This window comes from Nocardia sp. CA-129566, from assembly GCF_050956075.1.
In the GTDB taxonomy this organism is placed as follows: Bacteria; Actinomycetota; Actinomycetes; order Mycobacteriales; family Mycobacteriaceae; genus Nocardia.
The window spans coordinates 333,024-346,629 of the sequence record NZ_CP192085.1; the positions used below are offsets into that span (position 1 = coordinate 333,024).

15 protein-coding genes are annotated in these 13,606 nt (G+C 66.8%); 9 read left to right on the plus strand and 6 right to left on the minus strand.

What is annotated here, in order from left to right:
- The first annotated feature begins 27 nt into the window (after nt 1-27).
- Complete coding sequence (hisC, locus tag ACQP0C_RS01485) at nt 28-1,110, plus strand: histidinol-phosphate transaminase (protein WP_433729828.1); 1,083 nt, start codon at nt 28-30, stop codon at nt 1,108-1,110.
- A 79-nt stretch (nt 1,111-1,189) separates the two neighbouring features.
- On the opposite strand, the gene ACQP0C_RS01490 is transcribed toward hisC, so the two are convergent.
- Both ACQP0C_RS01490 and ACQP0C_RS01495 read right to left on the minus strand, forming a co-directional pair.
- Nucleotides 1,190-2,206, minus strand: a complete 1,017-nt coding sequence (locus ACQP0C_RS01490) for an alpha/beta hydrolase (RefSeq protein ID WP_433729830.1) — start codon at nt 2,204-2,206, stop codon at nt 1,190-1,192.
- A 242-nt stretch (nt 2,207-2,448) separates the two neighbouring features.
- On the minus strand, nt 2,449-2,640 hold the full coding sequence (locus ACQP0C_RS01495; RefSeq protein WP_433729832.1) for a hypothetical protein: 192 nt from the start codon (nt 2,638-2,640) through the stop codon (nt 2,449-2,451).
- Between the two features lie 661 nt (nt 2,641-3,301).
- On the opposite strand from ACQP0C_RS01495, the gene ACQP0C_RS01500 reads away from it, so the two are divergent.
- The 3 genes from ACQP0C_RS01500 to ACQP0C_RS01510 are packed head-to-tail and all read left to right on the plus strand — an operon-like array spanning nt 3,302 to nt 5,426.
- Nucleotides 3,302-4,375 (plus strand): nitric oxide synthase oxygenase, encoded by a 1,074-nt coding sequence (locus ACQP0C_RS01500; RefSeq protein WP_433734827.1) that lies wholly within the window; start codon nt 3,302-3,304, stop codon nt 4,373-4,375.
- A 48-nt stretch (nt 4,376-4,423) separates the two neighbouring features.
- Complete coding sequence (locus ACQP0C_RS01505) at nt 4,424-4,807, plus strand: hypothetical protein (RefSeq protein ID WP_433729834.1); 384 nt, start codon at nt 4,424-4,426, stop codon at nt 4,805-4,807.
- Nucleotides 4,776-5,426, plus strand: coding sequence for a carboxymuconolactone decarboxylase family protein (locus ACQP0C_RS01510; protein ID WP_433729836.1), 651 nt, complete (start codon nt 4,776-4,778; stop codon nt 5,424-5,426). The genes ACQP0C_RS01505 and ACQP0C_RS01510 overlap by 32 nt, the downstream gene beginning before the upstream one ends.
- Before the next feature lie 125 nt (nt 5,427-5,551).
- On the opposite strand, the gene ACQP0C_RS01515 is transcribed toward ACQP0C_RS01510, so the two are convergent.
- Nucleotides 5,552-5,980, minus strand: coding sequence for an organic hydroperoxide resistance protein (locus tag ACQP0C_RS01515; RefSeq protein ID WP_433729838.1), 429 nt, complete (start codon nt 5,978-5,980; stop codon nt 5,552-5,554).
- 414 nt (nt 5,981-6,394) lie between these two features.
- Here ACQP0C_RS01515 and ACQP0C_RS01520 point away from each other — a divergent pair, with 414 nt between their 5' ends.
- Both ACQP0C_RS01520 and ACQP0C_RS01525 read left to right on the plus strand, forming a co-directional pair.
- Nucleotides 6,395-7,072 (plus strand): winged helix-turn-helix transcriptional regulator, encoded by a 678-nt coding sequence (locus tag ACQP0C_RS01520; protein WP_433729840.1) that lies wholly within the window; start codon nt 6,395-6,397, stop codon nt 7,070-7,072.
- 178 nt (nt 7,073-7,250) lie between these two features.
- Nucleotides 7,251-8,309: an NAD-dependent epimerase/dehydratase family protein gene (locus ACQP0C_RS01525; RefSeq protein ID WP_433734828.1), complete on the plus strand. Its 1,059-nt coding sequence runs from the start codon at nt 7,251-7,253 to the stop codon at nt 8,307-8,309.
- Nucleotide 8,310: 1 nt separating this feature from the next.
- Here the strand turns inward: ACQP0C_RS01525 and ACQP0C_RS01530 are convergent, their stop codons facing one another.
- The 3 genes from ACQP0C_RS01530 to ACQP0C_RS01540 are packed head-to-tail and all read right to left on the minus strand — an operon-like array spanning nt 8,311 to nt 11,367.
- The gene (locus tag ACQP0C_RS01530) at nt 8,311-9,336 is read right to left on the minus strand and encodes a sensor histidine kinase (RefSeq protein WP_433729842.1); all 1,026 of its coding nucleotides are present in this window, start codon (nt 9,334-9,336) and stop codon (nt 8,311-8,313) included.
- Nucleotides 9,329-10,024, minus strand: coding sequence for a response regulator transcription factor (locus ACQP0C_RS01535; RefSeq protein WP_433729844.1), 696 nt, complete (start codon nt 10,022-10,024; stop codon nt 9,329-9,331). Before ACQP0C_RS01535 ends, ACQP0C_RS01530 begins: the two co-directional genes overlap by 8 nt.
- Nucleotides 10,025-10,026: 2 nt before the next feature.
- Nucleotides 10,027-11,367, minus strand: coding sequence for a hypothetical protein (locus ACQP0C_RS01540; protein WP_433729846.1), 1,341 nt, complete (start codon nt 11,365-11,367; stop codon nt 10,027-10,029).
- 125 nt (nt 11,368-11,492) lie between these two features.
- Between ACQP0C_RS01540 and ACQP0C_RS01545 the strand changes: the two genes are divergently transcribed.
- The 3 genes from ACQP0C_RS01545 to ACQP0C_RS01555 are packed head-to-tail and all read left to right on the plus strand — an operon-like array spanning nt 11,493 to nt 13,515.
- Nucleotides 11,493-12,164: a glycosyltransferase family 2 protein gene (locus tag ACQP0C_RS01545; protein WP_433729848.1), complete on the plus strand. Its 672-nt coding sequence runs from the start codon at nt 11,493-11,495 to the stop codon at nt 12,162-12,164.
- On the plus strand, nt 12,161-12,856 hold the full coding sequence (locus ACQP0C_RS01550) for a TIGR04282 family arsenosugar biosynthesis glycosyltransferase (protein ID WP_433729850.1): 696 nt from the start codon (nt 12,161-12,163) through the stop codon (nt 12,854-12,856). Before ACQP0C_RS01545 ends, ACQP0C_RS01550 begins: the two co-directional genes overlap by 4 nt.
- Entirely contained in the window at nt 12,853-13,515 is a 663-nt protein-coding gene (locus tag ACQP0C_RS01555; RefSeq protein WP_433729852.1) for an SAM-dependent methyltransferase, read from the plus strand. The genes ACQP0C_RS01550 and ACQP0C_RS01555 overlap by 4 nt, the downstream gene beginning before the upstream one ends.
- Nucleotides 13,516-13,606 lie beyond the last annotated feature (91 nt).

Sequence of the window (13,606 nt, forward strand, 5' to 3'; positions counted from 1 at the left end):
TTCCGATGCCCGGCATATGGTTGAAGCGTGACAGCGCATATCCGGCCGGACCTCGATTCGATCCCGGCGTACGTCCCCGGCCGCAATCATCCAGGCGCGGTCAAGCTCGCCAGCAACGAGACCACCTTCGGTCCGCTTCCGGCCGCCGCGAAGGCCATCGCCGAGGCCGCCGAACTGGCGAACCGCTATCCGGATAATCAGGTCACCGAACTGCGCGCGGCCATCGCGGACTTTCTCGGCGTCTCTTCGGCGAACGTCGCGGTCGGCTGCGGCAGTGTCGCGCTGTGTCAGGAATTGGTGCAGATCACCTGTGACGCACCGACCGACGAGGTGCTCTTCGCCTGGCGCTCGTTCGAGGCGTATCCGATCGTCACCCAGGTCGGCAATGCGACGGCCGTGCGGGTGCCGCTCACCGCGGAGCATGTGCACGATCTGGATGCGATGGCCGCCGCGGTCACCGAGCGCACCAAGCTGATCTTCGTCTGCAATCCGAACAACCCGACCGGCACCGCGGTCGGTGAGGCCGAGCTGGTGCGCTTCCTGGACGCTATTCCGGAGCAGGTGCTGATCGTGTTGGACGAGGCGTATTTCGAGTACATGCGGCTCGCCCCCGAGCAGTTTCCGAATGGCGTGGAACTCGGGCGGCACCGGCCCAATGTTGTTGTGCTGCGGACCTTCTCCAAGGCCTACGGTCTGGCCGGACTGCGCGCGGGCTATGCGGTCGGCGATCCGGCCGTGATCACGGCGCTGATGAAGGTGCACATCCCGTTCAGCGTGAACCGGGTCGCGCAGGCCGCCGCGATCGCCTCGCTGGAGGCGCGGCACGAACTGCTCGACCGCACCGACACTCTCGTCATCGAACGCGATCGGGTGCGCGACGCGCTGCTCGCGGCGGGCTATGCGGTGCCGCCGAGCGAGTCGAACTTCCTGTGGCTGCCGCTGGGTGCGCGCAGTGCCGAATACGGCGAGGCGAGCGCGGAGGCGGGGGTGCTGGTGCGGCCGTATGGCACCGACGGCGTGCGGGTGACCACCGGTGATGCGCATGAGAACGAGCAGTTCCTGCGGTTCGCTACCGATCCGGATGTGTTGGCGCGCTTCGGCATCGGCTAGTCGAGACGCTTCGAACCCGAACGCCTCGGACGCCCAGCACGCCTCGGACGCCCAGCACGATTCAGATGCCCAGCACGATTCAGATGCCCAGCGCCCGCGCGATCGTCGGCCACGACTGGCCCAGCTCGTCGGCCCAGTACGGCCATGAGTGGGTTCCGGTCGCCCGGAAGGTGGCGGTCACCGGAATCCCGAGTGCGGTGAGCCGATCGGTCAGCCTGCGGGTGCACAGATTGGTGGCGGCCTCTAGCGGACCGCCGAAACCGACGGTGCTGGCCAGATCCGGGTTGTCCAGGGTGTCGTATCGGCCGGGCAGGCCGCTGCCGACCGACAGATAGATCGCCTTGCCGCGCAACGCTTCCGCGTGCAGCAGCACGTCGTGGTCGAGCCAGGCGGGATCGGGCTGATCGCCGAACATATTGTCCGGCGTGCCGCCATAGGTCGCCACCACCGCGCGGGCCTGCGCCTGTCCGAAATCGGTGCCCATGGAGAAGCAGCCACTGTGCCCGGCCACCGCCGTGTACAGCTTCGGCTGCCGGAAGGCCAGCATCATCGCGGCCTCGGCGCCCATCGAGACGCCCATGATGGCGTTGCGCCCGTTGCCGTTGAACTTCGCGTCGATGAGCGGCGGGAGCTCGCGCGTCAGGAAGGTCTCCCACATATTGGTGCCGAGCACCGGATCCGGGCGCTTCCAGTCGGTGTAGAAGCTGGCCGGTCCGCCGACCGTCAGCACCACATTGACGTTCTTGTCCTCGAAGAACCGGTCGGCGTGCCCGAGTGTGGTCCAGTTATTGCTCTCCGCCTCGGCGCTGCGGCCGTCGAGCATGTACACGGTGGGACGCGGATGCGTCTGGTCGCGCGGGAGCAGCACCTGCACCTCGACGGCCCGGCTCATCGCGGGTGAGTTCACCCATACCCGCAGCCATCTGTCGTTGATGGGCACGATGTGATCGATCGAGGGCGGCGGCACGTTGGGGACGGTCGGCGCCGCGGGATCCGGACCATCCGCCGATCCGGTATTGGGCCGGGCATCGCCGGGAGCGGCTAGTCCGTGCGGTGTCCCGAACACGGCCGCACCGGCAATCAGTGCAACGCTCACGATTGCGCTGGAGACCCAACGCCGCACCTCGCGCCGAGACAGCATGCCGACCATCCTGCCAGAAGTGCGACGGTGGACGCTCCAGCGATGGAAAGGCCGGTCAGTATGTGATTCGGGCCACTGCTGCGGGTTGCGCTGCGGTGAGATTGCGCTGCCAGCGAGGTTCTGCTCCGGTGAAGTGCCCCACCCCCGCCGCGATTGCCCAGGTGACGACGAACGGCTCGGCGACAATGTAACCGAGATCACTCGGATCCGCATTCCCGATCCACGCGATCAGCGGTGCCACCGACCGCGCCGCTCGCGATCACCTGCAGGCCGACCTCGGCACGGTGTCGCAGCCGAGCCCGAACCAACAGCCGGACCGGATCCAGCTGCCGCGCACGGCTGTCCGGTTCACGCTCGAGTTGCGCCTCGTCGAAATCGCCGGGGCGCATGCGGCCGCAGACCCGCCAAAAGACCAGTAGGGAAGTCGGATTCAGCAGGCCGATGACGATCAGCGCTTTCCCAGCCGATGACAGGCAATGCCAGCATGGTCGCCGACATACCGACACTGCTGCGCACGAGCCGACCTCGCTGCTGGACGACCGATCGAATAACCATACTGCGCCAGCAACATACAGGTCGGTCGGGTTCGGGCGGATCGGTAAACAATTGCCGGTGCCCTGCGGTGTGTCGGCAGATTCCGAACAGGCAATACGTCGAATTCAGGCACACGGCCAGCACACCGGTCCTACCCTTCTACACGGGCCTTTTCGGGTGTCGATCGGGACGAGCATGATCGTTGACAGCAAACATCAGCAGGCAGGTCATGCCGCTGTGTGCGCGGACGGCAACCCGACAGCCTGCTCGGCGCCGATTCATGATCAGCCTTTCGCTTTCGGGCATCCCGCAATGTGGAGGCTAACTCGCGGACCGCCCGCCCGGCCCGGTGTCAGTTGCGCTCCGCGCGAAATTCTCTGCTCGATCAAATGCCTGTCTGTGTTGCCGCAGTACCTGATGTCCGACCGGAGAAATGCCGTGAACCAAGCGTTACCCGTCGTGTCGCTCGAACGCACCGCTGACACAAAGCCTTTCGGCCTGGATCTGAAAAGGCGGATGCGGGAATGCGATGAGTTCTTCCGATTGCCCGAACTCGCGCACCTGTCCCCGCAACGCCGCCGCACCGCGTTGGAACAACTCCAACAAACCGGCAGCTACGTGCAGACCGCCGAGGAGATCCTCATCGGCGCCAAGCTCGCGTGGCGCAACCACGCCCGCTGCGTCGGGCGAAAACACTGGCGATCACTGAAATTGCTCGACGCACGGCGGGTGCGCTCGGCCCGCGACCTCGCCGAGGTCTGCTGGCAGCACCTGCACATGGCGACCAATGGCGGCGCCATCCAATCGATGATCACCGTCGGACCACCGCGCCAGGCCGACGGCCGTGAATTCCGCATTGTCAGTCCACAACTCATCCGCTACGCCGGGTACCGCAATGGTGACGGCACGGTGACCGGCGACGCCGCCAATATCGCGATCACCGAATTCGCCAGGAAACTCGGCTGGCGCGGCGCGGGCACCCCCTTCGACATCCTGCCGGTGCTGATCAGCACCCCGGACGAGCCGATCCGCTGGTTCGATGTGCCGCCCGAGTTGGCGCGCGAGGTCGAGTTGGAACATCCCGAATTCGACTGGTTCGCCGGACTCGGCCTGAAATGGCACGCACTGCCCGCGGTTTCGAATATGAACCTGGAGGTCGGCGGCATCACCTACCCGTTCGCGCCGTTCAACGGCTGGTATCTGGGCGCCGAGATCGGCGCACGCAATCTCAGCGACACCACCCGCTACAACATGCTGCCGCTCATCGCCGAAATGATGTGTCTGGACACCAGGACCGAACGCTCACTATGGCGCGATCGAGCGCTGGTGGAACTGAATCGTGCAGTGCTGCACAGCTTCCGGAAGTCGGGGGTGTACATCGTCGACCATCACACCGTTGCCAAACAGTTCTGCGACCATGTCAACCGTGAGCAGGCCGCGGGCCGGAAATGCCCGACGGACTGGAGCTGGGTCAATCCGCCGATCTCATCGGGTGTTACCCCGACCTTCCACCGGTATTACGACGAACCCGAGCCGGATCTGCGGCCCAACTTCGTGCGGCGGGATTTCGGTGGCGAGGGCGGAATCTGATCTTCGTTTTGCCAGCGGGTAGCACCGTCGATCGGCAAGAATGACGCCATGGCACGGCGCTCTATGGGCTCGAAATGGGATGGCTTCGGCGCGCATTTGGAAAGTGCGCCGGGTCGGCTGCCGGTCGAGGTGCGGCGGTTGATTCGGGCGCGGGCCGATGGTTCGGCCGGAGACGGTGCGGGCCAGGGCGATACGGGTCCAGACACGCGAGCGCGAGGCGATGCGATCCGAAATGCCGCGCTCCCCGATGAGCTCGCCGCCTTCGTCGATCTGGTCGCCGAACGCTCATATCGGATCACCGAGAAGAACATCACCACGCTCGCCGAGGCCGGTCGCAGCGACGACGAGATCTTCGAGGCGGCGATCGTCGCGGCCTACGGTGCCGCCGATCGCCGTTACCGTGCCGCTCGCCGCTGCTGGGAAGGGCATTGACATGTGGCTCGACGCAGTCGAATCCCGCCAGGGGCGCCCGGCGCGAACCATGTTCGCATGCATGGAGCGCTTCAGCGGAGCCGAGGTTCCCGCGGTTCTCAAGGTCCTCTTTTACCGCCATCGCTACTTCGGCACCCCACTGTCCGACCTCATCCAGGACGCCCTGCGCGGTCGGTCGTTCTGGACCGTCGCCGAACGCGAAATCTTCGCTACCCGGGTCTCCCAGTCCAATGAATGCCCCTTCTGCCAGTCCGCCCACCGCGGCATCGCGGGCGCCTATGTATCCATCGATCAGGTCGACGAAGCCCTGGCTGACGGCGATAATTCCCCCCTTCGTCGCGAAGCCCGCGCCATGCTCGAATTCGTCGGCAAAATGGTCCGCAACCCCGATGGCCTCACTCCCGGCGACGCAGACAAGGTCCGCCGGGCCGGTGTCACCGCCGATGCCTTCGACGAAGCCGTTTGGGTAGCAACCCTTTTCAACGTCATCAATCGAGTAATGAACACCGTCGGTGCCGAAGCCCTCGAGGCCAGCCGAGCCCAAGTCGGCGCCCGCTTCATCAAAGCCTTCGGCTACCGAACCCCACCCCCAGTGCGTTTCCTTTCGCGCCGCGCTTGAATCGCTGGAGAAGGGGGAATCCCTGCCCGCCACTTCGGCGTGATCTGCTCCATGTCAGCGGAGGCAGGGTCCGGGGCCAGCCGTCGACGACGAAGGCGCTGGTGCAAATCCGGCGAGGCCGGGTGTCACAGCAGCGTGCCGTTGACCACCAGTGCCACATCGATGTTGTCTCGCGTGGCGTTGGAGTAGGGGCAGACCTGGTGGGCGGTTTCGACCAGTTCGATCGCCTGTTCTTCGGTGACCGAGGGCAGCGTGATGCGCAGTTCGACGCCGAGCTTGAAGCGGCCCCCGTCGATCGGGACCAGTGAGACCGCCGAGTCGATGCGCGCGTCGTTCGCCTCGAGCTCGGCTCGCTGCCCGATCAGGCCGAGTGTCGTGCCGAAACAAGCGGCGTACCCGATCGCGAAGAGCTGCTCAGGATTTGCGCCCTCCCCGTCTCCGCCCAGTTCCTTGGGCTGGCGCAGGTCCAGATCCAATCGCCCATCGGATGTGCGCCCATGGCCGTTGCGGCCACCGGTGACGTGCGCCTCAGCCGTGTACAGCGCAGTGGTCATCCTTGAACTCCCTTCGTAGGTAACAGAATAGAACATTCGCACTTCAAAAACAGGAAGTCAATAGTTTAGTATCTGGTATCGAAACCGGCCGCCGAGGAGCGCGACACCGGCCCGGCGGAATTCGCCGATCGAGTTCTGCTCCTGTTGCGCAAGGAGATTCACCAATGACCACGTTCGTTCTTGTACATGGCGCCTGGCACGGATCTGGGTCTGGGACCGCGTTATCCCGGTACTGCGCGCCGACGGGGCGTGCACGCTCACTCCGGATCACTGCACCGGTGGCGACCAAGGACTCCACGACCATGCCGCCGCGGTCATCGCGGCACTCGACACCGGTTCCCGCAGGAGCTAACCGAAATGCTCCTGACCTCGCGCTTGTTCAAAAATGAGAAGCGCGAAGTCTAGAGTGATGAAGTGGAACAGCGATCGTACAACCAGTACTGCGCGACCGCGCGCACCCTCGATCTCGTCGGCGAGCGCTGGACCCTGCTGCTGATCCGCGAGCTGTTGACCGGACCCAAACGTTTCAGCGACCTGCAGGCCAGCCTTCGCGGTCTCGGCACCGGTCTGCTCGCCGCACGCCTGAAACATCTGGAACGCGAGGGACTGGCGGAAAAGATCACCCTCCCGCCACCCGCGCGTACCCCCGCTTACGCGCTCACCGAGGCCGGCACGGAGCTCGAGCCCGCGATCCTGGCCCTGGCCCGGTGGGGGCTGAAGTGGGCGATGAGCGAACCGCACCCCACCGAGACGTTCCACCCGGGCTGGGCGGTCCTCGGCCTACGAGCCTGCTTCGATGCCGAGGCCGCCGCCGGACTCCGCGCGGTGTACGAGTTCCGCATCGACGACGAAATCTTCCACGCCCGCATCGATGACCAAACGATCGAGACACTGCACGGACCCGCTCAACACCCAGACGCGATCATCACTATCAGTGAGCCGGAGTTTCTCCGCGCGACCAGCCAAGGCCACACGTTCGCCGAGGCGATCGAAACCGGCGTCGCATCCGCGACCGGAGACGATCAAGCCCTGCGCAGGATCAAAGGTCTGTTTCGCCTGCCGCCACCATCCGCCAGAAAGTCGGACCGCTGAGAGCAGGGGGGTCGTGTCCGGGGGGTAGCGCGGTTCGGGGATCGTGACGAAAGTCTGACGACGTGGCCGGGTTGCGGCGATCGCTGCGGGGTAGGCAGCAGAATCGGTGACATGACCTCGGAAGACGATGGCGTGGGTGGCGGGCGGGTTGAGCACCGGAACCTGGGGTGGTGGTGATATGCGGGTGCTACTGACCGGGGCGGCTGGGTTCATCGGGGCGCGGGTGCATCAGGAGTTGATCGATGCTGGGCATGAGGTGGTGGCGATCGATGTGATGTTGCCTGCGGCGCATGGGGTTGGCGCGGTTGTTCCGGAGAACGTGCGGTTGGTTGATGTGCGGGATGCGGATGCGCTGGATTCGGTATTGCGGGGGATCGATGTGGTTTGTCATCAGGCGGCGGTGGTGGGGGCGGGGGTGAGTGCGCAGGATGCGCCCGCTTATGCGAGTCATAACGACTTGGGGACTGCGGTCCTATTGGCGGCGATGGATCGGGCCGGATGTCGGCGTTTGGTGCTGGCGTCGTCGATGGTGGTTTATGGGGAGGGACGGTATCGGGGCGTGCGGCCCGGGGCGGTTGAGGTCGGGGTGCGCAGGCGAGGAGATCTCGACAAGGGGATGTACGAGCATCGGGACCCGGATTCCGATGCGGTGCTGAGTTGGGAGGCGGTGCCCGAGAGCGCGCCGCTGCGGCCGCGCAGTCTGTATGCGGCGGCGAAGGTGGCGCAGGAGCATTATGCGGCCGCGTGGGCCGCGGTGACCGATTCCGGGGTGACCGCGCTGCGCTATCACAATGTCTATGGCCCCGATATGCCAAGGGATACACCGTATTCCGGAGTTGCCGCGATATTCCGATCGGCGCTGGAGGCAGGAAGGCGGCCGCAGGTATTCGAAGATGGCAGGCAGGCACGGGATTTCGTCCATGTCAGCGATATCGCGGCGGCGAATCTCGCCGCGGTCGAATATCCGCATACCGGGTTCCTGCCGCTCAATATCGCCTCGGGACGGCCGATCACCATCGGCGCGGTCGCCACTGCCCTCGCCGCGGCTCGCGGCGGGCCGGAACCGGAGATCACCGGCCGCTATCGACCCGGCGATGTGCGCCATATTGTCGCCAGTCCCGAACAGGCGCAACGCACTCTGGGATTCACCGCGCAGGTGGATCCACTCGACGGCCTGGCCGAATTCGCCTTCGCACCGCTGCGCGCGGTCGCCGGGGCGGGTGCGCCGCTGATGTGACTCAGTTTCCGGGCAGCGGCAGCCGAACTTCGAAGCGACAGCCCTGGTCCCGGTTCTCGGCGGTGATATCGCCGTGGTGGGCTTCGACCAGTCCGGCGGCGATCGCGAGGCCCATACCGCTTCCGGACGACACGCCGTCGGAGGCGACGGGGGAGCGGGCGGCGGTGCCGCGGTAGGCGACCTCGAAGATGCGCGGCAGGTCCGCCTCGGCGATGCCCGGTCCGGTGTCGTCGACCCGCGCCCACGCCTGGCCGCCTGCGGTGCCAGCGGAGATCGCGACCTGGCCGCCGGGCGGGGTGTGGGCAATGGCATTGGAGACGAGGTTGGTCAGTACCCGGCCGAGGGCGCGGTCGCTGGCCGCGACGACGATTTCGGAATCGGGTTGTTCGGCGCGCAAGACGACCTTGGCGCGTTCGGCGTTCGGGCGGTTGGCGGCGAGCACTTCATCGATCAGTTCGCGCAGATCGACCGGCTCCAGTTCCAATCGCAATGCGCCGGCATTGATCTTCGACATCTCGAACAGATCGTCGACCATGACCGAGAGCCGATCCGTCTCGCGCACAATCTGTTCGGCGTAGCGGGCCACCTCGGCGGTGCCGGTGAGCACGCCGTCCGCAAGCCCCTCGGCCATCGCGCGAATGCCCGCCAGTGGGGTCCGCAGATCGTGACTCACCCAGGCGACGAGTTCGCGGCGCGAGCGTTCGGCCATCCGTTCCTGTTCGCGGATCTGTTTCTCCCAGACGGTCTTTCGGGCCTGTTCCCGCCCGAGCAGCAGGGCGGCGGGTACGGTGACCGCCGCGACCACCGCGAGTACGACGGCGGTGCGCTCCAGTTCGTCGGTGAACATCAACCCGCTGACCCCGATGACGCCTGCCAGCGTGGACAGGGTCGGGATCAGCACCAGCACCGCCATGCTGGTGGTCATGGAACGGTTGCTGGCGGCGCGCAGGATCACCGCCCCGAGTGCGACGATCGGGAGCGAACAGGCCAGCGCGTAGGCGATCAGTTGGACGGTGTCTTCAGGCACTGGATTCTCCATTCCGGCCCCAGATATAGCCGCGACCCCACACCGTCTCGATGCGGTGTCGGTCGCCGAGTTTCGCGCGCAACCGCTTGATATGCACAGTGACGGTGGACAAATCGCCGAAATCCCAGCCCCACACCTTGGCCAGCAGTTCCTCGCGGCTGAACACCTGGTGTGGATGGCGCAGCAGGAAGACGAGCAGATCGTATTCGCGCGCGGTCAGATCCACCGGCACGCCGTCCACCAGCGCCGACTGCGAATCCGGCCGCACTTCGACGGCACCGTCGCGCAGCACCTGCGCACTCGGCTGCCGTACTGCCTGCGAACGTCGCAGCACCGAGGCGACCCGCAGCGCGAGTTCGCGGGCGCTGAACGGTTTGGTGACATAGTCGTCGGCGCCCGCCTCCAGGCCCAGCACCCGATCGTCCTCGTCACCGAGCGCGGTGAGCAGGATGATCGGGGTGTCCGGCCGCGGGCCCGAGCGCACCGCGCGGCAGATCTCGATGCCGTCCGGGGCGGGCATCATGACATCGAGGACGGCCAGTTCGACGGGGTCGCCGGTGGGGGCGGTGAGTTGGGCCATGGTCGATGGACCGTCGGCGGTCTCCACGACTGTCAGCCCGTCGCGTTCGAGATAGCGCCGCACCACATCACGGACCAAGGGGTCGTCATCGGCGATCAGAATGCACATGGCTACCAATTCGTCAGGATCGTGTGGGCGAGTACCAGGGTGCCGAGCGCTTGGACGAACAGCCAGACTCGGACGGTGGACCGCGGCAGAAACGCGGTCGCGGCCATGAGCCAGATGTCGAACGGCAGCCAGATGCGCTCGGTCTCCGCCTTGCTCAGGCCACTGAGGTCTGCCACCAATATCGCGCACAAACCCGCCGCCACCAAGAGCGCGGTCGGATCGCCTGGTTCGCGCGGGTGCGATAGCGCGCGCGGCAGCCCGGCGGCGGTGGCCAGGCCGACCGCGCAGACGGTGGCGGCGAGGTTCGCCCACACCCAGTACGCATAGGGACGCTCGGTGGCGATGCCCTGGTAGTAACGCTCGACCACCAGGTGATACCCGTCGAGCCACCAGAAGCCGGCCATGGTGAAGGCCGCCGCGACGAGCAGCGCGCCGAGTAGCGCGGGCAGCAGCGGTCGGGCGGTTCGGCCCGCGATCAGGATCGCGACGGCCGGTACGGCCATGATGACGAGGCCGTAGCTGAGATAGATTCCCAGGCCGAAGAGCACACCGGAAGCCACGGCGATCCACCGGTGTCGCGGCCGCCCGACGGCGATCGCGAGCAGTGCGATCGCCCACGCCGCCACACCGGCGAATACCGCATCTGCGGAGACCGCGATCCATATCGCGGCGGGCGCTATCGTCAAGAACGGCAGGGACTTTCGGGCCCGGTCCTCGGCGCCGAATGCCCGCAGCGTGACCGCGACCGCGACAATCGCGCTCGATCCGATGAGCAGGCAGGCCAGCCCGGCCCAGCCTCCGCCGCCCAGGCCGATGCGATCGAGCAGTACGAACAACAGCAGTGCGCCGGGCGGATGCCCGGAGACATGGGTGGTCCACGAATCCGGTTGGAAATCCAGGATGCGGCCGGAGAATCCGCGCAGCATCGCCGGGATATCGCGGACACCGGGCACCTCGTGCAGATACTCGTGCGTGGTAGTGAGCCGTCCGGCGAATCCGCGCTGCCAGCCATCGATCATTGCCAAGGCGAATGCCCAGGTCACGGCGGTTAGCCAGGACAGGGTCAGCAGGCGTCGCCAGGGCAATCGCTCGGCCAGCGCGGGACCGAACCGGATGACCAGTATCGCGACCGCGATGGCCGGTATCGAACCCCAGCCGACGTGGGTCAGCCAGTCGCCGAACAGCGGGGCCGCACCCGCGTAGAGCTTGCTGCGCCAGTGTTCGCTGGCAATTCGCGGAATAATGAATGCTGCCAATACGAGCGCAGCGGCGATGCCCGCGCCCACCAGTTCGCTCGATACCCGGCCACGTGGGCGCGTCACAGCCTCCGTCACGTCATGCACGAACCTCACGATAGGGCGGCAGCGCCCGAAAAAACGGTGCTCGAGCGGTTCCGGGCATTGATGTCACTGTTTCGTCAGGAGTTTCGCCGCATCGATTCGGCCCTGCTTGGCTTAGCGTCGAAACCGTGACCGAGACCTTCCACAACCCGGACGGCGTGACCGTGGTCATCCCGTGCCGGGACGAAGCTGAAGCGTTGCCAGCCGTGCTCGCCGCCATTCCGGCGGGATTCCATGCGCTGGTGGTGGACAATGGCTCGACCGATGCGACGGCCGAGGTGGCGCGCCGGTGCGGCGCTGCCGTGGTATCCGAGGCGCGGCCCGGGTACGGGGCCGCGGTGCAGGCCGGAATCGCCTCCGCCGGTACGGATTTGGTCGCCTTTCTGGACGGCGACGGATCGATGGATCCGGGTGAGCTGCCGCCGCTGGTCGACTTGGTGCGTGCGGGTGCGGATCTCGCCGTCGGACGGCGCAAGCCGGTGCGTCGGGGCGTGTGGCCGTGGCATGCGCGACTGGGCAATCTCGTCATTGCCGGGCGACTGCGCCGCCGCTACGGGCTGCCCGTGCACGATATCGGTGCCATGCGGGTGGCCCGCCGTGCGGCGCTGCTGTCCCTCGGCCCGCTGCACAGCCGCTCCGGCTATCCCCTGCACCTGCTGATCGGTGCGGCGGGTGCGGGCTGGCGCGTGGTCGAGCGCGATATCGCGTATCGGCCACGGGCCGGCGGTGTTTCGAAGGTCTCCGGATCATGGCTCGGCACCCTGCGGGCCACCCGGGACTTCCTGGCGGTGCTGCGATGAACTACCGCCGCCCCTCGCCCGTGGCCGCGACACTGCTCGTGCTGGCCAAGGCCCCGATTCCCGGACTCGCCAAAACCCGTCTGACACCACCGCTTTCGCCGCGCGACGCGGCCCGGGTCGCCGCGGCATCGCTGCTGGACACCTTGGAATCGATGTCGCGCAGTCCGGTCGCGCACCATGTCGTCGCGTTCACCGGGGCGCTCGCCGACGCCGAATGCGCCGATGAGCTGGCCAGGGTGTTGGCCGATTTCGAGGTCATTGCCCAGCGCGGCGCGTCCTTCGGCGAGCGCCTGGCCAATGCCCATGCCGATGCCGCGCGATACGGACTGCCGGTCCTGCAGATCGGCATGGACACACCGCAGATCGGCCCGGACGTACTGACCTGGGCCGCTCGCGAGCTGGTCCTGCGCGGTGACGCACTGCTCGGCCCCGCCGAGGACGGCGGCTGGTGGGCGCTCGGGCTGCCGACGCCGCGGGCGGCTCGCACGCTGGTCGAGGTGCCCATGTCGACCGACCGGACCGGCGAACTGACCCGAGATGCCATGCTGGGCTGCGATCTGCGGGTGCGTGCGCTGCCGCGCTACAACGATGTCGACACCTTCGCCGACGCCCTGGAGGTGGCCGCCGCATCCGACGGACGGTTCGCCCGGTTGGTCCAGCACCTGCACCGCTCCGTACTGGCACCCCGATGAGCGGCATCGATATCTTCGATCTGGCGCTGGCGGGCGAGGACTGCTGGGTACGCGATACCGATGGCCGACGCCACCGGCTGCGGACCCGGCGCTGGTTGGGTTTCGACGCTGCCGACAGCCGCGCCGATACCGCGCTGACCTGCTGCTGCGACGGACCGACTGTGGACCTGGGATGCGGCCCTGGACGGCTGGTCACCGCACTGCTGCGGCGCGGTGTCGTCGCGCTCGGGGTCGACATCTCGCCGATGGCCGTCGCGGCCACCAGATTTCAGGGTGCACCGGCATTGCGGCGCGACCTGTTCGGACCGCTGCCCGGGTCCGGCCGCTGGTCCTACGCGATTCTGGCGGACGGCAATATCGGCATCGGCGGCGACCCGGTGCGCATACTGACCCGCGCGGGTGAACTGCTCGCCCGCGACGGCATCGCGGTGGTCGAATTCGCTCGCCCCGGAACCGGTGTGGTGTCGAATCCGATCCGGCTGGAGACGAGAACCCGGGTGGGGGAATGGTTTCCGTGGGCGCGCGTGGGTGTGGATCGCGCCGAGGAGCTGGCCGTCGCGGCGGGATTTCGTCTGCTGGCAGCGATGGAGGTGTCCGGTAGATACATCGGATGGCTGCGTTGGGGCGGGCATTCGCAGACGGCGAGTAGGACGTCATGACGACGAATATCCGCGCCATGATGCTCCGAACCAGTGTGGTGGTCCGCCCGGCATATCGTGTCGTGACTGCGCTGCGGTCGTTGCGCGTTCG